This window comes from Duganella aquatilis (assembly GCF_009674565.1).
GTDB classification, from domain to species: Bacteria; Pseudomonadota; Gammaproteobacteria; order Burkholderiales; family Burkholderiaceae_D; genus Rugamonas; species Rugamonas aquatilis.
The window spans coordinates 56,928-75,671 of the sequence record NZ_WKJL01000016.1 but is presented as its reverse complement, the minus strand read 5'-3'; the positions used below and the strand labels follow the sequence as shown (position 1 = coordinate 75,671).

The following is an 18,744-nucleotide window of genomic DNA, read 5'->3' as shown; positions in this document are numbered from 1 at the left end:
TCGCCTAGTCCTTGGTCACGCGCAGCATTTCGGCTTGCGTGGTGATGCCGGCGGCCAGCCAACGTTCGCCGTCGTCGCGCATGGTCTGCATGCCGTCGGCCACGGCGGCGGCCTTGACTTCGGCCTCCGAGGCGCGGTTGTGGATCTGCGCGCGGATCTGCTCCGTGGTCTCCAGGAATTCGTAGACGCCGACGCGGCCCTGGTAGCCGGTGTGGCCGCAATGCTCGCAGCCGACCGCGTGCCACAGCTTGCCGTCGAAGGTCTTGCAGCTCGGGCACAGCTTGCGCACCAGGCGCTGCGCCAGCACGCCCAGCAGCGTCGACGACAGCAGGAACGGTTCGATGCCCATGTCCAGCAGACGGGTGACGGCGGCGGCGGCGTCGTTGGTGTGCAGCGTCGCCAGCACCAGGTGGCCGGTCAGCGATGCCTGCACCGCGATCTGCGCGGTTTCCAGGTCGCGGATCTCGCCGATCATGATCACGTCCGGGTCCTGGCGCAGGATGGCGCGCAGGGCCTTGGCGAAGGTCATGTCGATGCGCGGGTTGACCTGGGTCTGGCCGACGCCGGCCAGGTCGTACTCGATCGGGTCTTCCACCGTCATGATGTTGGTGGTGGTGGCGTTCAGCAGCGACAGCGCTGCGTACAGCGTGGTGGTTTTACCGGAGCCGGTGGGCCCGGTCACCAGCACGATGCCGTGCGGCTGGTTGATCAGCGCGTCGAACTTGGGCAGCATGGTCTCGCTCATGCCCAGGTGGTTCAGGTCGAGGCGGTTGGCCTCCTTGTCCAGCAGACGCAGCACGGCGCGTTCGCCGTGGCCGGTCGGCAGCGTCGACACGCGCACGTCCACCGGCTTGCCACCGATGCGCAGCGTGATGCGGCCGTCCTGCGGCAGGCGTTTCTCGGCGATGTCCAGCTGCGCCATGATCTTGATACGCGAGATCAGCGAACCGTGGATCGCCTTGCGCGGACGGACGATGTCGCGCAGCGTGCCGTCGACGCGGAAGCGCACCACCGAGGTTTGCTCGAACGGCTCGATGTGGATGTCGGAAGCGCCGTCGCGCAGCGCCTGCGTCAGCAGCGCATTGATCATGCGGATCACCGGCGCGTCATCGGACGATTCCAGCAGGTCTTCGATGGCCGGCACGTCCTGCAGCAGCTTGGTCAGATCGAGGTCGGCGTCGAATTCCTCCGCCACCATCGAGGCGTTGCCGCCCGAGCTGGCGTAGGCCGCGGCGATGGCGGTTTCCAGGTCGGCGCGCGTCATGTTCTTCAGCTGGATGCGGCCGAAACGGCGCGACACCTCGGCGATGGCGGCCGGCGCGGTGGCGCCGCACACCAGCACGTCGACGGTGTTTTCGGCATCGTCGCTGTGCTGGGCCAGCACCACGAAATCGCGGGCGAAGGCGTAAGGGAGAAGATTGCTCATATTACTGTTGCGGCACCGGTTGAGGCGCTGGCTGAATGTTGGAGGCGCCGCCCGGCAGGCGCGAAGGCAGCGGCGCCGGCGGCACCGGCGCGGCAATGCCGCCACCGCCGACCGGCGCGCCGTTCTGCAGCGCCGGCAGCACCGGCTGGCCCAGGTCCTTCACCAGCGCGCCTTCCGGCGGCTGGATGTTCTCCTGCTGGCCGCGCATGTAGTCGTAGCGGTCGGTGGCCAGGCTGATGCTCTGCTCCTTGCTGCGGATGACCACCGGGCGCAGGAACACCATCAGGTTGGTCTTCTTGCGGGTGCGGCTCTGGTACTTGAACAGATTGCCGATCACCGGCAGGTTGCCCAGGCCCGGCACCTTGTCGGTGCCGTCGCCTTCGGTGTCCTCGATCAGGCCACCCAGCACGATGATCTGGCCGTCGTCGGCGATCACGTTGTTCTCGATCACGCGGTTGTTCAGCGTGATGCCGGAAGCGGCGGTCAGCGTCGACTTGTCCACGCTGGAGGTCTCGTGGTAGATCGCCAGCTTGATGGTGCCACCTTCGGAAATCTGCGGCCGCACTTTCAGCGTCAGGCCGACGTCCTTGCGGTCGATGGTCTGGAACGGATTGCTGTTGGTGCCGGAGGTGGTGGTGAACTGGCCGGTCAGAATCGGCACGTTCTGGCCGACGCGGATGGTGGCCAGTTCGTTATCCAGCGTGATCATGTTCGGCGTCGACAGGATGTTGGCGTTGGCGTCCGATTCCAGCGCATGCGCCAGCAGGCCCAGGCCGGTCTTGTTGAACAGGCCGAACGACACGCCGTTGCTCGGCAGGACGCTGCCGCCGCCGGCATAGATCGAGGTCAGGCTGTTGGTGGTGCCGCCGGTGGTGAACGACTGCAGCACGCCGACCCGCGTCGAGCTGTTCGAATTGCCGGTCGCGCCGACCCACTGCACGCCGAATTCGGACGCCTTGTCGGAGGTGACTTCGACGATCAGCGATTCGATGTAGACCTGCGCGCGGCGCACGTCCAGCTGGTCGATCACGGCGCGCAGGTTGCGGTACACCGACTCCGGCGCGGTGATGATCAGGGTGTTGGTGGTGGCGTCGGCCTGGATGTAGCCGGCGCTGCCGCCGCCGCTGTTCTGCTGCTGGCTGCCGGAGCCGCTCAGCAGCGGATTGGTCGGACCGGAACTGCCGGTGCCGGAACCGCTGGTGCTGGAGCTGCCGCCCGAGGTATTGCTGAAGTTATTCGAGTTGGCGCCGTTTTGCGCATTGGCGCCGCTGCCGCTGGTGCCGCTGTTGGTCTGCGACGAGTCGCCGGACACCACCGAGCGCAAGGTCTGCGCCAGCTTGGTCGCCTCCGCGTTCTTCAGGTAGACCACGTGCACATTGCCCAGCTCCTGGGTCGGCTGATCCAGCTTGGCGATCAGCGACTTGGCCAGGTTGGCGCGCGCCAGCGACGGCGCGCGCAGGATCAGCGAGTTGGTGCGCGGATCGGCCAGCACCGACACCTTGCTGGTGTCGCCGCCGCCGGCGCCGGCGGCGGAACCGTCCATCAGCTTGTTGATCATCGCCGCCAGGTCGCTGGCGATGGCGTAGCGCACCGGGATCACATCCAGGTCGGTGACGGCCGGCGCGTCCAGCGCGGCGACGATCTTGGCCAGGCGCTTGACGTTGTCGGCATAATCGGTGACCACCACGCTGTTGTTGCCGGGATTGGGATTGACGGTATTGTTCGGCGAGATCAGGGGCCGCAGCACCGCCACCACGTTGGCGGCCGACTCATAATTCAGGTGGAAGATCTGGCTGACGATCTGGTCGCCCTTGGCCGTGGCCTGGGCGGCGCCGACCTGGGTCGGGCCGGCCTGCAGCTTGGCGTCCGCCTCCGGCACCACCTTGGCGAAGCCGTCGCCGCTGACCACCGCGTAGCCTTGCAGGCGCAGCGCGGAAGTCAGCAGGCTGAAGGCCTGCGACTTGGTCACCGGTTTTTCCGACACCACCGTCAGCGTGCCTTTGACGCGCGGATCGATGACGAAGGTGATGTTGGTGTAGTGGCCGACCGCCTTGATCACCGATTCGATATCGGCGCCGACAAAGTTCAGCGCAGCGTCGTCCGCAGCGGCTTGCGCCTGCAATGGCAACAGCAGCATGGCCGCGGTGGGCGCGGCGCTGATCGCACAGCACAGCATCGCACCGGCGCTCAGGCGGCGCAGCGCAGGAAGACGGGATTTGCTCATGGACTGATTTTTCATAGTCGGACTTTATCTTAGTGGAACTCTAATGCGATGACGTTACGGTCACTACCTGGCTTGCGCTGGCCCAGCAAATTCAACAGATTGGCCAGTGCTTCTTCGCTTCCTTGTGCTGCCTCGGCCTGCCCGGAAAACTGCAGGCGGCCGTTGTTCAAACTGCCGCGGCCGCTCAACAGCAGCGGCCCCTTGACGGAACTGAGCGCCAACTGCGCCTGCTGGCCGTGCCAGTCCAGCGTCAGCGCATAGCTGCCCAGCGGCCGGATCGACGACAGGCGCGAAGCCATGTCGCTCATCTCCAGCGTGGTGCGGCCCTCGATGCTGGCCTGGCGGTTTTCCAGCGCCAGCTGCAGCCCGCTCCACGACAGGCGCATGGTGCCGCTCGGCGCCAGCGTGTTCAATGGCGCGCCGAGGCCGGACAGGCCTTCGGCCGGCAGCAGCAGCGCCGACGGACTCAGTTGCCAGCGCGACCAGCTGCCGTGGAAGGTCACCGGCTGCGCCAGCGCCTCCGGATTCTCCAGCTGCAGGTCGACCATGCCGACCAGCGACAGCGGCGAAATCTTCCAGCTGAAGCGCCCCGGCAGCAGCGGCGTGACCGGGCCGTTATTGCCCGCCGCGCCGCCGACAAAGGCCGAACCGCGCCACAGCGTACCCTGCGCATCCCCCAGCGTCAAACGGCCGCCGGTGCGCTGCTCGACGATGGAACCGAGCCACGCCGCCGGAAAGAATACCAGCAGCGTGATGGCCACCGTCAGCGCGATGGTCAGCAACCATAGCATGAAGCGTTTCATCGGGCTCCCTGGCGCAGCGTCAGCGTGCCGTTGACCACGCCCGCCGCGTCCTGCGCGGTAAAGCTGGCGTCCACCACGTTGATGCGGCTTTCGGTGCGGATCGCGTCCAGCCAGGCCACGATGCCGGCGTACTGCGCGCCGGTGAACTGCAGCTTGGCGTATTCGCCGGTGACGTTAAGCGACTGCGGATTGAGGCCGCGCGCGGTCAGGCCGGCGTTCAGGTTATCGCGCGTCATCGGCGTCGGCGCGATGGTGTTCTGGCCCTGCAGCGCCTGCGCCTCGCGCGCCATGCCCTGCATCTCGGCGGCCTGCTGGTGCAGCTGCGGCAGTTCCTTGTGCAGCTTGTCGGCGCCGTCCATGGCGGGACCGACGGCGACGCTGTAGAACAGCGCCAGGCCGACGACGATGCCGCCGATGCGCAGCAGCTTGCGTTCCTGCTCGGTGCGCACCAGCCAGAAGGCGTCGGCGCGCGCGCGCAGCGCGGTCAATGGATTCGGCTTGCTCATGCTTTTCCTCCTGCGGCCAGCGGCTGGATCTTCCAGGCGCCCGGGGTCGGCTCCAGCAGATCGAGCTTGCGCTCGGCCAGCGCGGCGCGCAGCTGCTGCATCGCCGCCGCGTCCACGGTGTTCGGTTTGACCTTGACCAGCAAGGCGTGCTCCTTGTATTCCAGGGTGGCGATGATGTCCTTGCGCGGCAGGACGTTCAGCGCTTCGCCGAAGGCCGCGCTCAGGGTGACGAATTCATCGCCGCCGGCCTCGCCGCTGTTGGCTTTCGCCAGGCGGATATTGCGGCGCATCTGCTCCATCGGCGCCGCCACCAGCGGCTCCTTCGGATACACCGACTTGAAGGTCTGCACCATCGACTGGCCCACCACCTTGGCTTCGCCGCGCAGCCGTAGCCACTCGATATTCACGCCCACCACATTGATCAGCAGCGCCACCACGGCGATGCTCAGCGGCCAGCGCCAGCGCTGCCAGGCGCGCGCCGAGGCGCCGTTGTTGCCCAGCGCCGGCGCCAGGTCCAGCCCCGCGCCGCGCGCGCCGGCCACCCAGTGGGCCCAATGGTCTTCCTCCAGCGTCAGATGCGCAATCTCGGCGGCCAGCGGCGCGAACTGCGCCTTCTGCGCCGCCGGCAGGTACAGCGTCACCGGCTGCTCGCCGGCCAGCGCGCGCAGCGTCTGCAGCGCGGCCTGCGGCTGCGCCGGCAGCGTCATCCCCAGGCCTTCGAACTGCGACTGGCGCATCATCAGGTCGTAGCCGGCGTCGCCCGCCACCAGCGCGGCCGACACGGCGCCCGGCTGGAACGGCAGGCACAGTTGCGACGGCACCACCGACACCGCCTGCGCGCCCTGCGCCAGCAGCGCCTTGACCAGCACTTCCAGCCAGGCGCGCTGCACCACGGCCACGGTGCGCAAGCCTTCGTCATCGGCGGCGGTGGCGGCCAGCACGCAGTCGTTCGGATCGCCCAGCACCTGTTCCTCCACCAGTGCCGGCAGCGCGGCCTTCAGCCGGGCGGCCGACAGCGGCGGCGCTTTCACGCGCAGCAGCGTGGTATCGGCGGCGGCCAGCAGCAGCGTCACGCGACGCGCCGAAGCCACCATGTCCGCCAGGTTGCCCAGCGGCGAAACGCCTTGCTGCAGCAGGTTGCCGCCATCGCCCACCAGCGCGAACGGGCAGGTCTGCGCCGCGCCGCTGTCGACGCTGGCCTTGGCCGGATAGCGGATAAATAGTGTAGTCAAAGGATCTCGCTTTCGTTCATCGCTGTTCTTTAGTATTCCCGTATCCATTCCACCGAGGTGGCGGCCGTCTGGCCCGGCCGGTGCAGCAGGGACTGCGTTTCGAGCGAAGCGCGGTCCAGCTTCACCCGGCTGTAGGCCAGGAAGAAATCGCTGCGGACGTCATATGGCACCACCACCTTCTTGCCTGCCATCTGCGCCGTCCCCAGGAAAGTGCCGGTATTCAGGTAGTACGCCGTCTTGCGCGCGTTGACCATGGCCTGCGCCTCCGACAGCGACAGGCCCGGCACCAGCGCCGACAACAACTCGGCCGGCGCGGTGTTGACATTGATCGCCGTCGGCCGGCCCGGCAGCACGATCACATAGTCGCGCAGCTGGTCGATGGCCGGCGGCGAGAACCCGCTCACCGCCAGCAGATCCTCGGCCCGCACCAGCGCCAGCGGTTCGCTGCCACCGGTGCCGCCGGTGCCATCGGTCACGCCGACGCCACTGCCGGTACCGCTGGTCGGACCGCTGCCGGCCGGCTGCTGGGTCGAGATGCTCTGGGATTTCATCACCAGTTCCGCCACGCCCTGCGCCAGACCCTCATCCAGCCGCAGGTTACTCAGCAAACGCTGGAACACCGCGACCTGGTCGGGATTCACCTGCCGGTTATTGGCCAGGTTGCCAAGATTGTAGCGCGACTGCGCGTCCGTCATGCGTCCGGACAGCGTGGCGTTGAAATTTTCGCCCTGCAGGCGTTCGCGCTCGACATAATCGTCCAGCCGCGTTTCCTCCAGCGGCGTCGCCCACACACCGTTCATCTGCGTGAAATTGGGCGAATCGATCAGGTCCTGGTTCAGGATCAGGCGGCTCAGGTCCAGCGCGCCGCGCAGGATCCAGCGCGTTTGCAGCTGCAGGCGCTGGTTCTCCATCGAGCGCACCTGCACCTGCTGCTGCCAGAACAGGCTGGCGACGATGGTCACCGCCAGCGTCGTCAGCAACAGCGCCGTCACCACGGCCACGCCTCGTTGGCGCCGGATCTTCACAGGGCCCCCAGCAGGAAGGATTTCACCATCGGGATCTGGCGCCCCTGCAGCGTCAGCGAGACTTCCATTCCGGTAGGCAGTCCGGTGATGCCGGCGGTGGTCACGCCGGCCGCCGCCTGCCAGCCGCCGGCGTTGGCGGCGGTCTGAAACACGGCGGCGCTCGGCACCCAGAAGCGCATGCTCATGCCCTGCACGCTGGCCTGCAGCGCCACGGCGGCGGCGGGATCGGTGTCGCTGAGCGCCGCCTGCCACAGGTTGTCCAGCTGCGTCAGCTCGCGCGTGTAGGCCGACTCGCGCCGCGTCAGCACGCCGTCGGCGTTGACGCGGTAGGACACCACCTGCAACTGCGTCGGCTGGTTTTCCGCCATCACCATGCGCACCAGCGTGATGCGGCCGTCCTCGGCCTGGATGAAGGCACGGTTGTGCAGCAGCGCGCTGCCGGCGAGGTTTTCGCAATCGCTTTGCAGCTGCGCGAAGGCCAGCTGCATGCCGCGCGTCTGCTCCATGTCGGCGGTCAGCGTGGCGCGCGAGCGGATGATGCTATCGAGCCCGCGCCAGCCCAGCACCGCGATCACGGCCAGGATGGAGATGGCCAGCAGCAGTTCGATCAGCGTGAAGCCGCGCGCGCGGGAAGTCATGCGAGGTGCGGTCATGAATTCAGCACCAGTTGGACCAGCTTGATGATGCGGCGCTCCGGATGGTTGATCTCGTACACGCTGACCTCGACCCGGCGGAAACGTGGATTCGGGCTGGCGATGACCTCTTCCTCGCACAGCAGCTGCAGGTCGCCCTGCGGGCATTCGTAGGTGGTCTTGCCGATCGGCGGGAACACGTGCGACAGGCGCATTTGCACCAGCCGGTTTTCGGCCGACCAGGTGGCCATCATGTTGGCGCGCAGGCTGTCGCTGTTGCCGGTCAGGCTGCCGACCGCGCGCAGCGAGGCGATCAGCGCGGTGGCAACGATCATCAGCGCGACCAGCACTTCCAGCATGGTGAAACCGGGGGAGGATGAGCGGCGCATGTCAGTCCACCGTGAAATGGCCGATGCCGTCGGCGCGGATGGCGACGCTGGTGCCGTCGCTGGCGGCCATGGTCAGCACAAAGGGCTTGTCGACCGGCTCGCGGCCGAAGACGATGCGCAGCGTGGCTTCCGGCAGCGCCGGCGGCGGGTCCAGCATCAGGGTCACCGGCGCCTGCTTGAATTCGCGTTCGCGCAGCAGGTCGTCCTGCACCACCGGCTCCCATTGCTTGTTGTCGTTGCGGATGATGAAATGGTAGCTGTCGCTGCCCGCCTCGAAGGCGATCTGGCGGTTGCGCACGATGGCTTCGTCGCGCGCCAGCTGCAGCAGCAGCGCAATGCGCTTGGCGTCCTGCTGCATGGACTGTTTCTGGCCCGGCATGGCGTTAAGCGACACCAGCCCCAGCGTGATGCCCAGGATGACCATCACCACCAGCAGTTCGATCAGCGTGAAGCCACGCTGGCCGGTGCGCATGATACCGTGTCCCTTCAGTGATCAGTTTTCCCAGGAACCGATGTCGGCGTCGTCGCCGGTGCCGCCCGGCTGGCCGTCGGCGCCGTAGGAGAACACATCGATCTCGCCCTTGATGCCGGGCGACAGGTACTGGTATGGATTGCCCCAAGGGTCTTTCGGCATTTTCTCGACATAGCCGCCGGCTTTCCAGCCGTTGGCCGCCGGACCGGCCGTCGGTTTTTCGAGCAGCGCCTGCAGGCCCTGTTCGGTGGTCGGATAGCGCTGGTTATCCAGCTTGTACAGCTTGAGCGCCTGCATGATGGTCGCGATATCGACCTTGGCGGCGGCGACCTTCGATTCGCCGGCGCGGTTCAGCAGCTTGGGCACCACCAGCGCGGCCAGCACGCCCATGATCACCACCACAACCATGATTTCGATCAGCGTAAAGCCGCGTTGGACACGGCGGCGAAGGGAGAGCTTTTTCATAGTCTGAGAACAAATTTAAAGAGTGAAGAGTATAAGGCGGAATTCAGGCCATGGCGATATCTGGCCCCGATTTATCCGCTTTGGCGCTTAATGAGTGCTTAAACCGGCCCTTTATGACAGTTTCTTTACAAGGTCTTACGCAATCCCGGCGCACACCGGGCAGGCGCCGTTGCGGGCGACGCCGATGCTGGTCCATTCCATGTGCAGGCCGTCGAGCATCAGCAGGCGCCCGGCCAGCGAGCCGCCGACGCCCATCAGCAGCTTGAGCGCCTCGGCCGCCTGCATGGCGCCGACCACGCCCACCAGCGGCGCGAACACGCCCATGGTGGAACAGGCCACATCCTCAAACTTCTGGTCCTGCGGGAACAGGCAGGAGTAGCAAGGCTGGTCGCCGCCGCGCGGATCGAACACGCTGACCTGGCCATCGAAGCGGATCACGGCGCCGGACACCAGCGGCTTGCGCGCCGCCACGCAGGCGCGGTTGACGGCGTGGCGGGTGGCGAAGTTGTCGGTGCAGTCCAGCACCACGTCGGCGCCGGCCACCAGTGCGGCCAGGCGGGCGTCGTCCACGCGCTCGTTCAGCGCGGTGACGCTGATCTCGGGATTGATCTGCAACAGCGTCAATCGCGCCGACGCGGCCTTGGACTGGCCGACGCGCTCCGTGGTGTGGGCGATCTGGCGCTGCAGGTTGGTCAGGTCGACCGTGTCGTCGTCGACCAGCGTGATGCGGCCGACGCCGGCCGACGCCAGGTACATCGCGGCCGGCGAACCGAGGCCGCCGGCGCCGATCACCAGCGCATGCGCGTCGAGCAGCCGCTGCTGGCCCTCGATGCCGATTTCGTCGAGCAGGATGTGGCGCGAGTAGCGCAGCAGTTGGGCGTCGTTCATCTCTCTGTGCGGCGGCATGGGCGCCAGCGGTTACTTGGTGACGGGCGCCTTCGGCAGCGGCTGTTCCTTGGGCTGGGAATCCGACTGGGTTTCGCCGACGTCGCTGACCGGCTTGGCGTCCGCCTTCGACAGCTGGACCGGCAGGCCCTTGAAGTGGTTGAGCGCCTGCGCCAGCTGGAAGTCGTCCTTGGAGCCGAATTCCACCGGCTTGGTTTTCTTCGCCAGCGCGGCCAGGCGTTGTTCGTCTTCCAGCACGTCGCGCTTGTTGGTCTCTTCCGGATTCTTGTCGTTGCCGAGGTGTTTCTGCAGGTCGGCTTCGCGGATGCGCAGGCGGTTCAGGCCATCGCCGTCGGCGCTTTCGTCGACCAGCAGGTCCGGCGTGATGCCGCGCGCCTGGATGGCGCGGTTCTTCGGCGTGTAGTAGCGGGCGGTGGTCAGCTTGACGGCGGTATCGGCGGTCAGCTGGCGCAGCGTCTGCACCGAGCCCTTGCCGAAGGTCTGGGTGCCGATGATGGTGGCGCGCTTGTAGTCCTGCAGCGCGCCGGCGACGATTTCCGAGGCCGAGGCGGAACCGGCGTTCACCAGCACCACCATCGGCACGTCCTTCAGGCCGGCCGGCAGCTTGGCCAGCGGGTCGTTCTTGGCGCGCGGCGCGTAGAATTCCTGGCGGCCGTAGAAGGTTTCCTTGGAACTCAGCAGCTGGCCGTTGGTCGAGACGATCACCGAGTCCTTGGGCAGGAAGGCGGCCGAGACGCCGATGGCGCCCGGCACCACGCCGCCCGGATCGTTGCGCAGGTCCAGCACCAGGCCCTTGATGTGCGGGTCCTGCTGGTACAGGGCGGTGATCTTCTTCGCCATGTCGTCGACGGTCGGTTCCTGGAACTGCGAGATGCGCACCCACGCATAGCCCGGCTCGATGATCTTGGCCTTGACGCTCTGCACGCGGATTTCCTCGCGCGTGACGTTGAAGATCAGCGGCTTGTCCTCGTCCTTGCGGCTGATGGTGACGCTGACCTTGGAATGCGGCTCGCCGCGCATCTTCTTCACCGATTCGTCCAGCGACATGCCCTTGATCAGGGTGCCGTCGATGCGGGTGATCAGGTCGCCGGCCTTGATGCCGGCCTTGAACGCCGGCGTGTCCTCGATCGGCGAGACGACGCGGATATAGCCGTCCTCCAGGCCCACTTCGACGCCGATGCCGACGAATTTGCCGGCCACGGTCTCGCGCATTTCGCGGAAGGCTTTTTTATCCAGGTAGACCGAATGCGGATCGAGCGACGACACCATGCCGGAAATGGCTTCCGTCAGCAGCTTCTTGTCGTCGACGGTTTCGACGTAGTCGGTCTTGATCAGGCCGAACACATCGGACAGCTGGCGCAGCTCTTCCAGCGGCAGCGGCGTGCCGGCGGCTTTTTGCGCAATGGCGGAAAACTGGAAGGAGGCGGCAACACCAGCCACCATACCGAGGCCGATCAGGCCGATGCTCTTGACTTTGTTGCCCATAATTTTCCGCAAACCTTAAAACTTGACCCAGCCGGCCGGATCGAATGTCGCGCCCTGGTGGCGAAGTTCGAAGTATAGCCCCGATTCCTCGCTGCTGCCGGTATTCCCGACACTGGCAATCACCTCGCCGGGCTTGACCACGTCGCCCGGGCGTTTCAGCAGCGCTTCGTTATTGGCGTACAGGCTCAGGTACTGGCCGCCGTGGTCGATGATGATCAGGTTGCCGAAGCCGCGCATCCATTCGGCGATCACCACCCGGCCGGTGGCCACCGCATGCACCTCGGCGCCTTCGCTGGCGCGGATGAACACGCCTTTCCAGGTCGGACCGTCGCCGCGGCGCGAACCGAACTTGGAGGTGATCTTGCCGGCCACCGGCGCTTTCAGTTGCCCCTTGAGGCTGGCAAAGGCGCCGGCCGGCGCGACCGGCGCCAGCGCGATGTCGGCCGGCTTGGCCGGCGTGTCGTTCACCGGTTCCGGCGCCGGGGCCGGCTTGACGGCCGCCACTTTCGGCGGCTCGTCGGCGTCGATGGCGTCCGCCGGATTCGGCGCGGCCGGCTTGATGGCGCCGGACTTGGTGGTGTTGGCCTTGGCGAGGCGCTGGCGTTCGGCCTCGGCAGCCCTGGCCTTGGCCAGCGCGCGGGCGTCGGCGTCCGCCTTGGCCTTGGCGGCGGCTTTGGCGGCCGCCACCTGCTCCTGGCGTTTCTTCTCGGCGGCGGCAGCGGCGGCCTGCTCGGCGATCAGCTTGCTCAGCTTGTCCACCAGGCTGGTCATGCGCTGCTCGTCGCGTTCCAGGTTGCCGGCTTCCTTGCGCTGCGACACCAGTTTTTTCGACAAGGTGGACAGCAGGGCCGCGCGGCGGCCTTTTTCCTGCTCCAGCCTGGCTTTTTGCTGCAATTGTTCCTGGGCGATTTCTTCCAGCTCGTCCTTGGCGTTCTGTGCCTCTTCCTGGTTGACCTCGACGGCCTTCAGGTTGGTGCGCAACGCTTCCAGCAGCCGCGCCTGCGCCTGCGACACATAGGACAGCATTTGCAGGTCGCGGTTGATGCGGTTGGGATTGTCGCCGGACAACAAGAGCTTGATGCGGTCTTCATTGCCCGCCACGTACTGCTCGCGCAGCAGCTTGGCCAGCTGCTGCTTCTGCTGGGCCACGGTGGCCGCCAGCCGCTCGTGCTCGGACGACAGCTGCTGCAGCTTGACGTTGGTGTCGCCCTGCTCCTGCTGCAGGTCGCGCAGCGCGCGGTTGGCGTCCGAAATCGCCGCCTCGGACTCGGCCAGCGTGTCGGCGGCGTCGTCCTTGGCGCTTTCGGTCTTGCTGATGTCCTTCTTGAGCGTGGACAGCTTTTGCTGCAAGCCGGCGCGTTCGGCCTCGGCCACCGCTTTCTGCTTGCTGCGCTCGGTCGTCTTGCCGAACGGGGCCGCGTTGGCCCCGAGCGACAGCATCAGCAGCAGGGCTGCGGTGTGGCGGAACGAAGAAGACAAATTACTTGGCCTTACCCTGGTTGGCCACGGCGGCTTGCGCAGCGGCAATGGCGTCGGCGTCACCCAGGTAGTAGTGACGCAGCGGTTTCAGGTTCTCGTCCAGCTCGTAGACCAGCGGCGTGCCGTTCGGGATGTTGAGGCCGACGATGTCGCTGTCGCTGATGCCGTCGAGCATCTTGATCAGCGCGCGCAGACTGTTGCCGTGGGCCGAGATGATGATATTCTTGCCGGCCTTGATGGCCGGGGCGATTTCCTCGTCCCACACCGGCACCACGCGCGCCACGGTGTCCTTCAGGCATTCGGTCAGCGGGATCTGCGCCTTCGACAGGCCGGCGTAGCGCGGGTCGTTGAACGAGGCGCGGTCGTCGGTGGCTTCCAGCGCCGGCGGCGGCGTGTCGTAGCTGCGGCGCCAGACCAGCACCTGCTCGTCGCCGTACTTGGCGGCGGTCTCGCCCTTGTCCAGGCCCTGCAGGGCGCCGTAGTGACGCTCGTTGAGGCGCCAGTCGTTCTTGATCGGCAGGTACATCATGTCCATTTCGTCCAGCGCCAGCCACAGCGTGCGCACGGCGCGCTTCAGCACCGAGGTGTAGGCCAGGTCGAAGGTGAAGCCGCCGTCCTTCAGCAGCTTGCCGGCCTGCTTGGCTTCATTGATGCCTTTCTCGGTCAGGTCGACGTCGGTCCAGCCGGTGAAGCGGTTCGACAGGTTCCAGGTGGATTCGCCATGGCGCATGAAAACGATTTTGTACATGTGGACTATCTTTTCAGGAAAAGTTGGAAAACCGGTGCAATGAGTACTGTAACGGCTTCTATTTTATAATGCGCAGATTAAGTTCAACCATTGGAATCCTGTGAAATTCTTCATTGACAATATTTTCCTCATCGCCGTGGTGCTGGTTTCGGCTGGCGGCCTGCTGTGGCCGGCCGTGACCCAGCGCGGCAAGCGCAGCACCCCGCAAGACGTGACGATGTTGATAAATCGCGGCAAGACCACCATTCTGGATGTACGCGATCCCAAGGAATTCGCCGAAGGACACTTGCCGGACGCCAAGAATATCCCCCTGGCCGACCTCGACAAGCGCATCGGCGAACTGGACAAGTTCAAGAGCCGCAGCGTGATCGTCGTCTGCAAGAGTGGCGCCCGTGCTTCGGCCGCCGCTGCTAAACTGGGCAAAGCTGGCTTTGCCGATGTCGTGAACCTGGATGGTGGCATTGCTGCATGGCAAAAAGCCGGCCTGCCACTGGCCAAATAAGGAGGTCAAAATGACTGCCGAAGTGATTATGTACACCACCGCCGTCTGCCCCTACTGCACCCGCGCCGAACGGCTGCTGGAAGCCAAGGGCGTGACCGGCCTGAAAAAAATCCGCGTCGACCTGGACCCGGAACAACGCATGACGATGATGCAAAAGACCGGCCGCCGCACCGTGCCGCAAATCTATATCGGCGACACCCATGTCGGCGGTTTCGACGATTTGTATGCGCTGGATCAAGCTGGCGGCTTGTCACCCTTGTTAAATGGCTAACAGACCCCAAATACGACAAACGGCGCCCGGAAATCCTTTGAAACCATAATGGTTTTGATACAATTGCCTTCGCGTTTGATTTGAGCTGTGTTTAGCCATAGCAAGCAAACATCATCCAGAGCGGCTTGCGTGAATGAAGCCGCTCGTTTTCACTACAACGAAAGCGTTCCATGTCTGAAGAAAATCTGCAACCAGTATTCCAAATCCAACGCGTCTACCTGAAAGACCTGTCGCTGGAACAACCGAATTCGCCAGGCATCTTCCTGGAACAGGAAGCCCCGACCATCGAAGTCGCGCTGGACGTTGGCGCCGAGCCACTGGCTGACGGCATCTTCGAATCGACCGTGACCATCACCGTGACCGCCAAAGTCAAAGACAAAGTGGCGTTCCTGGTGGAAGGCAAGCAAGCTGGTATCTTCGAAGCACGCAACATTCCAGCCGACCAGCTGGACCCGCTGCTGGGCATCGGTTGCCCGAACATCGTGTACCCATACCTGCGCGCCAACATCGCCGACACCATCACCCGCGCCGGTTTCCCACCAGTGCACCTGGCTGAGATCAACTTCGAAGTGTTCTACCAGCAGCGTCAACAAGCCATCGCCGAAGCAGCCGCTGCTGCCCCAAGCGCTGACGCAACCCACTAAGCTGCAAGCATTACTCAGCACTACCGCCGCCGGGCGCTCGTCCGGCGGAGTTTCACCCTCTCAAGGCAAGCCATGACATTTCCCCGTTTGATCGCTGCGCTGACCATGATGCTGGCCGCTGCCGGCAGCCAGGCCTACGACTTCAAAACGGTCGGCGCCGCGCCCGTCATCCTGTACGACGCGCCGTCCACCAAGGGGGGCAAGCTGTTCGTCGTGCCGCGCGGCGCACCGCTGGAAGTGGTGCTGGCGTACGGCGAATGGCTCAAAGTCCGTGACGTCAATGGCGAACTGGCCTGGACCGAGGCCAAGGGCCTGAGTCCGAAGCGCAACGTCATCGTGCGCACGGCCAACCTGAAAATCCGCGCCACGCCGGATGACGCCGCCGCTGCAGTGTTCACCGCCGACAAGGGCGTGCTGCTGGAACTGTCGGAAACGGCGGCTGGCGGCTGGATCAAGGTGCGTCATCGCGACGGCCTGGTCGGCTACGTCAAACAATCCGAAGTCTGGGGCATATAATTGCCGTAGCGGCGCTTTCCATGCGCCGAATGAGATCCCATGCAAGAAAACACTAGCAAACATGCGGGCGCTGCCCGCAAGGTGAGCGTGCTCGGCGCAGGCGCCTGGGGCACCGCCGTGGCCATGGCGCTGGCCCAGCGTCACGACGTGCTGCTGTGGGGCCGCAACGCCGCCGCGCTGCAAGCCATGGGCGCGGCCCGCGAGAACCCCTACCTGCCCGGCTACACCTTCCCGGAACGGCTGCAGGTGGCGGCCGGTTTCGACGCCGCGCTGGCCCATGTGGCCGAGCCGGGCGGTTTGCTGATCGCCGCCTGTCCGGTGGCCGGCTTGCGGCCGCTGCTGCAGTCGCTGCAAGGCCGCCAGATCCCCAACGTGGTGTGGCTGTGCAAGGGCTTTGAATACGACACCGGCCTGCTGCCGCACCAGATCGTCCGCGAAGTGCTGGGCGACGCGGTGGCCGGCGGCGCGCTGTCGGGACCGTCGTTTGCGCAGGAAGTGGCCAAGGGCCTGCCGTGCGCGCTGACCATCGCCTCGGAGTCGGCGGCGCTGCGCGCCTGCGTGGTGGAAACCGCGCACGGCGGCAATATGCGCGTGTATTCGAGCGAAGACCTGGTGGGCGTGGAAGTGGGCGGCGCGGTCAAGAACGTGCTGGCCATCGCCACCGGCGCGGCCGACGGCCTGGGCCTGGGCCTGAACGCGCGCGCGGCGCTGATCACGCGCGGGCTGGCGGAAATCACCCGTTTGGGCGTGGCGCTGGGCGGCAAGCATGAGACCTTCATGGGCCTGACCGGCATGGGCGATTTGATTCTGACCTGCACCGGCGATCTGTCGCGCAACCGCCGCGTGGGCTTGGGCCTGGCGCAGGGCAAGGCGCTGGATGTGATCGTGCAGGAGCTGGGCCACGTGGCCGAAGGCGTGCCGTGCGCCAAGGCGGTACGCGAACTGGCGGCCAAGCTCGGCGTCGAAATGCCGATCACCAATGCCGTGGCGGGCGTGCTGTTCGATGGCGACCAACCCCAGACCATGGTCGCCCGCCTGCTCTCCCGCGATCCCCGCGGCGAATAAAACCGGGGTCAGTTCTGCCAATCGCACACGGACTCAAGTACCAATGGCAGAACTGACCCCGGATTGTTACTCTTCGAGCGGTTCCTCTTTTGCCCCGCGCATCCACTGCACCAGCGGATAGGCGTCCTTGAGCCCGGCGGCCAAGGTCGGCACCAGCAACTCCGGCTTGTTTAGCGGCAACTCGATCTCGGTCCAGATAAAGAAACTCTTCAGCTTGATGTACTCGATGTGCTCATGCTCCGGGTCGAAATCCTTGGGTGGCCGCATCAGCTTGCCTTCGTTCTGGATGTCGCCAAACGTCGCCACCAGCTTCTTGTTCCTCAACACCTTGCGGAAGCCGGCCGCGTCGTCGACCATGTGCTGGCGCAGCGCTTTCAGGCGGTGCGGCGGCGGCATGTATTCGCCGGCGCCGAACAGCATCTTGCCGCTGCCGTCGATCTGCATGTAGTAGGTCGGCCCGCCGGCCTTGCTCGGACGGCGCATGTCGTTCGGCGCCACCGCGGCCGAAAAGCGCGTCTTGTACGGGCTCTTGTCATGCGCAAAGCGCACGTCGCGGTTGATGCGGAACATGGCCTTCTTCGGATTGCTGAACTTGACCTGCGGGTCGAATTTGCCCAGCTCGGCAATCATGTCGGTCACCACTTGCAGGAATTCTTCGCGCAGGATGTCGTAGCGCGGCTTGTTCATGATGAACCAGGGACGGTTGTTGTTGTCGGCCAGTTCGCGCAGGTATTGGGTCAGGTCACGCAGATGCATTTCATTCCTTATTTGGCGTTGGGCGGCCGCTTGCCGACCGTGATGTCCAGCGTGGTTTCTTTGTTTTTCCGCAGGACCGTCATTTTAGCTTTTCCGCCAGGAACGAGTTGGGCGATGAGGTTGAGCATGCTGTTGGTGTCGGCCACCGGCTTGCCGTCCACCGACAGCAGGATGTCGCCCGGCTTGATGCCGCCCTTGTCGGCCGGGCCGTTGCGCACCACGCCGGCGATGATGGCGCCGCTCTGGCGCTGCAGGCCGAAGCTGGCCGCCAGCTCGGGCGTGATTTCCTGGCTCTCGACGCCGATCCAGCCGCGCACCACGTGGCCGGACTTGATAATGGCTTCCATCACCGACTTGGCGGTCGACACGGGAATCGCAAAGCCGATGCCGACCGAGCCGCCGGTCTGCGAGTAAATCGCCGAGTTGATGCCCAGCAGGTTGCCGCCGGCGTCCACCAGCGCGCCGCCCGAGTTGCCAAAATTGATCGCGGCGTCGGTCTGGATGAAGTTCTCGAAATGGTTGATGTGCAGGTTGTTGCGTCCCAGCGCAGAGATGATGCCCATGGTGACCGTCTGGCCGACGCCGAACGGATTGCCGATGGCCAGCACCACATCGCCCACCTGCGCCTGCTCGGCCTGCCCCAGGACGATCACCGGCAGCTTGTCCAGCGTGATCTTGACGACGGCCAGGTCGGTCTCCGGATCGGTGCCGACCAGCTTGGCGGCGGCCCTGCGGCCGTCGGCCAGCACCACCTCGATTTCGTCGGCGCCCTCGACCACGTGGTTGTTGGTCAGGATGTAGCCCTGGCCGGAAACGATCACGCCGGAGCCGAGGCTGGACTCGTCATCGTCGTCGTCGCGTTCGCGGTTGTCGAAGAATTTCTTGAAGAAGGGGTCGCGCAGCAGCGGATGCTTGCCGCGCTTGGGCGCCTTGCTGGTGATGATGTTGACCACCGCCGGCATGGCGCGCGCCGCCGCCGCCCGGTACGAGCCGGCCGCCGACGCCGGCGGCCTGGACGGCCCGGCCTCCAGCATCGCGGCCGGATGGTCGGTATTGCCCATCTGCTGCACGCGCACCGGCGCCGGCCGCTCGCGGCCCACCGCCGTGTAGACGAAATACAGTGCCAATACGACGGTCACCGTTTGCGCAAACAATAACCAGAGTCGTCGCATCGCAGTCCAGCTTGCCGCCCGGGAGG

General features: G+C 65.6%; 21 protein-coding genes. 5 read left to right on the top strand and 16 right to left on the bottom strand.

The features are described 5' to 3' along the window. Positions 1-4: 4 nt before the first annotated feature. From gspE to gpmA, 14 genes are all read right to left on the bottom strand, one after another. Positions 5-1,426, bottom strand: coding sequence for a type II secretion system ATPase GspE (gene gspE / locus GJ698_RS20210; RefSeq protein ID WP_154359662.1), 1,422 nt, complete (start codon positions 1,424-1,426; stop codon positions 5-7). A 1-nt stretch (position 1,427) separates the two neighbouring features. Then, the gene (gene gspD, locus GJ698_RS20205) at positions 1,428-3,665 is read right to left on the bottom strand and encodes a type II secretion system secretin GspD (RefSeq protein WP_154359661.1); all 2,238 of its coding nucleotides are present in this window, start codon (positions 3,663-3,665) and stop codon (positions 1,428-1,430) included. A gap of 14 nt (positions 3,666-3,679) precedes the next feature. Beyond that, complete coding sequence (gspN, locus tag GJ698_RS20200; protein WP_154359660.1) at positions 3,680-4,453, bottom strand: type II secretion system protein N; 774 nt, start codon at positions 4,451-4,453, stop codon at positions 3,680-3,682. Next, entirely contained in the window at positions 4,450-4,959 is a 510-nt protein-coding gene (locus tag GJ698_RS20195) for a type II secretion system protein M (RefSeq protein ID WP_154359659.1), read from the bottom strand. The genes gspN and GJ698_RS20195 overlap by 4 nt, the downstream gene beginning before the upstream one ends. Next, positions 4,956-6,191, bottom strand: coding sequence for a type II secretion system protein GspL (gspL, locus tag GJ698_RS20190; RefSeq protein WP_154359658.1), 1,236 nt, complete (start codon positions 6,189-6,191; stop codon positions 4,956-4,958). Before gspL ends, GJ698_RS20195 begins: the two co-directional genes overlap by 4 nt. A gap of 29 nt (positions 6,192-6,220) precedes the next feature. Then, the gene (gene gspK / locus GJ698_RS20185) at positions 6,221-7,216 is read right to left on the bottom strand and encodes a type II secretion system minor pseudopilin GspK (RefSeq protein WP_371865393.1); all 996 of its coding nucleotides are present in this window, start codon (positions 7,214-7,216) and stop codon (positions 6,221-6,223) included. Further along, a complete protein-coding gene (locus GJ698_RS20180; protein WP_154359657.1) occupies positions 7,213-7,869 on the bottom strand; it encodes a PulJ/GspJ family protein in 657 nt (218 codons plus the stop codon). Before GJ698_RS20180 ends, gspK begins: the two co-directional genes overlap by 4 nt. Then, positions 7,866-8,237 carry a type II secretion system minor pseudopilin GspI gene (gene gspI / locus GJ698_RS20175; protein WP_166454912.1) on the bottom strand — a complete coding sequence of 124 codons (372 nt, stop codon included), beginning with the start codon at positions 8,235-8,237 and terminating at the stop codon, positions 7,866-7,868. The genes GJ698_RS20180 and gspI overlap by 4 nt, the downstream gene beginning before the upstream one ends. A gap of 1 nt (position 8,238) precedes the next feature. Beyond that, on the bottom strand, positions 8,239-8,709 hold the full coding sequence (locus GJ698_RS20170) for a GspH/FimT family pseudopilin (protein ID WP_154359656.1): 471 nt from the start codon (positions 8,707-8,709) through the stop codon (positions 8,239-8,241). Positions 8,710-8,730: 21 nt separating this feature from the next. After that, a complete protein-coding gene (gspG, locus tag GJ698_RS20165) occupies positions 8,731-9,174 on the bottom strand; it encodes a type II secretion system major pseudopilin GspG (RefSeq protein ID WP_154359655.1) in 444 nt (147 codons plus the stop codon). Positions 9,175-9,309: 135 nt separating this feature from the next. After that, positions 9,310-10,062 (bottom strand): HesA/MoeB/ThiF family protein, encoded by a 753-nt coding sequence (locus tag GJ698_RS20160; protein WP_154359654.1) that lies wholly within the window; start codon positions 10,060-10,062, stop codon positions 9,310-9,312. Positions 10,063-10,092: 30 nt separating this feature from the next. Further along, positions 10,093-11,565 carry a S41 family peptidase gene (locus GJ698_RS20155; RefSeq protein ID WP_154359653.1) on the bottom strand — a complete coding sequence of 491 codons (1,473 nt, stop codon included), beginning with the start codon at positions 11,563-11,565 and terminating at the stop codon, positions 10,093-10,095. Positions 11,566-11,580: 15 nt separating this feature from the next. After that, positions 11,581-13,005 carry a murein hydrolase activator EnvC family protein gene (locus GJ698_RS20150; RefSeq protein ID WP_154359715.1) on the bottom strand — a complete coding sequence of 475 codons (1,425 nt, stop codon included), beginning with the start codon at positions 13,003-13,005 and terminating at the stop codon, positions 11,581-11,583. A gap of 40 nt (positions 13,006-13,045) precedes the next feature. Next, positions 13,046-13,792, bottom strand: coding sequence for a 2,3-diphosphoglycerate-dependent phosphoglycerate mutase (gene gpmA, locus GJ698_RS20145; RefSeq protein WP_154359652.1), 747 nt, complete (start codon positions 13,790-13,792; stop codon positions 13,046-13,048). Between the two features lie 100 nt (positions 13,793-13,892). On the opposite strand from gpmA, the gene GJ698_RS20140 reads away from it, so the two are divergent. The 5 genes from GJ698_RS20140 to GJ698_RS20120 all read left to right on the top strand — a co-directional run bounded on the left by GJ698_RS20140 (position 13,893) and on the right by GJ698_RS20120 (position 16,790). Then, a complete protein-coding gene (locus tag GJ698_RS20140) occupies positions 13,893-14,294 on the top strand; it encodes a rhodanese-like domain-containing protein (protein ID WP_371865392.1) in 402 nt (133 codons plus the stop codon). A gap of 10 nt (positions 14,295-14,304) precedes the next feature. After that, on the top strand, positions 14,305-14,565 hold the full coding sequence (grxC, locus tag GJ698_RS20135) for a glutaredoxin 3 (protein WP_154359651.1): 261 nt from the start codon (positions 14,305-14,307) through the stop codon (positions 14,563-14,565). A 170-nt stretch (positions 14,566-14,735) separates the two neighbouring features. Further along, positions 14,736-15,209 carry a protein-export chaperone SecB gene (secB, locus tag GJ698_RS20130; RefSeq protein ID WP_154359650.1) on the top strand — a complete coding sequence of 158 codons (474 nt, stop codon included), beginning with the start codon at positions 14,736-14,738 and terminating at the stop codon, positions 15,207-15,209. 72 nt (positions 15,210-15,281) lie between these two features. After that, positions 15,282-15,725: an SH3 domain-containing protein gene (locus tag GJ698_RS20125; protein ID WP_154359649.1), complete on the top strand. Its 444-nt coding sequence runs from the start codon at positions 15,282-15,284 to the stop codon at positions 15,723-15,725. A gap of 39 nt (positions 15,726-15,764) precedes the next feature. After that, positions 15,765-16,790: an NAD(P)H-dependent glycerol-3-phosphate dehydrogenase gene (locus tag GJ698_RS20120; protein WP_154359648.1), complete on the top strand. Its 1,026-nt coding sequence runs from the start codon at positions 15,765-15,767 to the stop codon at positions 16,788-16,790. Positions 16,791-16,856: 66 nt separating this feature from the next. Here the strand turns inward: GJ698_RS20120 and GJ698_RS20115 are convergent, their stop codons facing one another. Next, entirely contained in the window at positions 16,857-17,546 is a 690-nt protein-coding gene (locus GJ698_RS20115; protein ID WP_154359647.1) for a DUF2461 domain-containing protein, read from the bottom strand. A gap of 8 nt (positions 17,547-17,554) precedes the next feature. Then, complete coding sequence (locus GJ698_RS20110; protein ID WP_154359646.1) at positions 17,555-18,718, bottom strand: S1C family serine protease; 1,164 nt, start codon at positions 18,716-18,718, stop codon at positions 17,555-17,557. Positions 18,719-18,744: the final 26 nt, after the last annotated feature.

Excerpts from the sequence above, each read along its gene's own strand:
- GJ698_RS20180 (WP_154359657.1), bottom strand. The coding sequence starts at position 7,869 with ATGACCGCACCTCGCATGACTTCCCGCGCGCGCGGCTTCACGCTGATC.
- GJ698_RS20120 (WP_154359648.1), top strand. The coding sequence starts at position 15,765 with ATGCAAGAAAACACTAGCAAACATGCGGGCGCTGCCCGCAAGGTGAGC.
- gspE (WP_154359662.1), bottom strand. The coding sequence starts at position 1,426 with ATGAGCAATCTTCTCCCTTACGCCTTCGCCCGCGATTTCGTGGTGCTG.
- GJ698_RS20160 (WP_154359654.1), bottom strand. The coding sequence starts at position 10,062 with ATGAACGACGCCCAACTGCTGCGCTACTCGCGCCACATCCTGCTCGAC.
- gspG (WP_154359655.1), bottom strand. The coding sequence starts at position 9,174 with ATGAAAAAGCTCTCCCTTCGCCGCCGTGTCCAACGCGGCTTTACGCTG.
- gspN (WP_154359660.1), bottom strand. The coding sequence starts at position 4,453 with ATGAAACGCTTCATGCTATGGTTGCTGACCATCGCGCTGACGGTGGCC.
- gpmA (WP_154359652.1), bottom strand. The coding sequence starts at position 13,792 with ATGTACAAAATCGTTTTCATGCGCCATGGCGAATCCACCTGGAACCTG.
- gspI (WP_166454912.1), bottom strand. The coding sequence starts at position 8,237 with ATGCGCCGCTCATCCTCCCCCGGTTTCACCATGCTGGAAGTGCTGGTC.
- secB (WP_154359650.1), top strand. The coding sequence starts at position 14,736 with ATGTCTGAAGAAAATCTGCAACCAGTATTCCAAATCCAACGCGTCTAC.
- GJ698_RS20170 (WP_154359656.1), bottom strand. The coding sequence starts at position 8,709 with ATGCGCACCGGCCAGCGTGGCTTCACGCTGATCGAACTGCTGGTGGTG.
- GJ698_RS20150 (WP_154359715.1), bottom strand. The coding sequence starts at position 13,005 with ATGCTGTCGCTCGGGGCCAACGCGGCCCCGTTCGGCAAGACGACCGAG.
- GJ698_RS20195 (WP_154359659.1), bottom strand. The coding sequence starts at position 4,959 with ATGAGCAAGCCGAATCCATTGACCGCGCTGCGCGCGCGCGCCGACGCC.
- GJ698_RS20115 (WP_154359647.1), bottom strand. The coding sequence starts at position 17,546 with ATGCATCTGCGTGACCTGACCCAATACCTGCGCGAACTGGCCGACAAC.
- GJ698_RS20125 (WP_154359649.1), top strand. The coding sequence starts at position 15,282 with ATGACATTTCCCCGTTTGATCGCTGCGCTGACCATGATGCTGGCCGCT.
- gspD (WP_154359661.1), bottom strand. The coding sequence starts at position 3,665 with ATGAAAAATCAGTCCATGAGCAAATCCCGTCTTCCTGCGCTGCGCCGC.
- grxC (WP_154359651.1), top strand. The coding sequence starts at position 14,305 with ATGACTGCCGAAGTGATTATGTACACCACCGCCGTCTGCCCCTACTGC.
- GJ698_RS20155 (WP_154359653.1), bottom strand. The coding sequence starts at position 11,565 with ATGGGCAACAAAGTCAAGAGCATCGGCCTGATCGGCCTCGGTATGGTG.
- GJ698_RS20110 (WP_154359646.1), bottom strand. The coding sequence starts at position 18,718 with ATGCGACGACTCTGGTTATTGTTTGCGCAAACGGTGACCGTCGTATTG.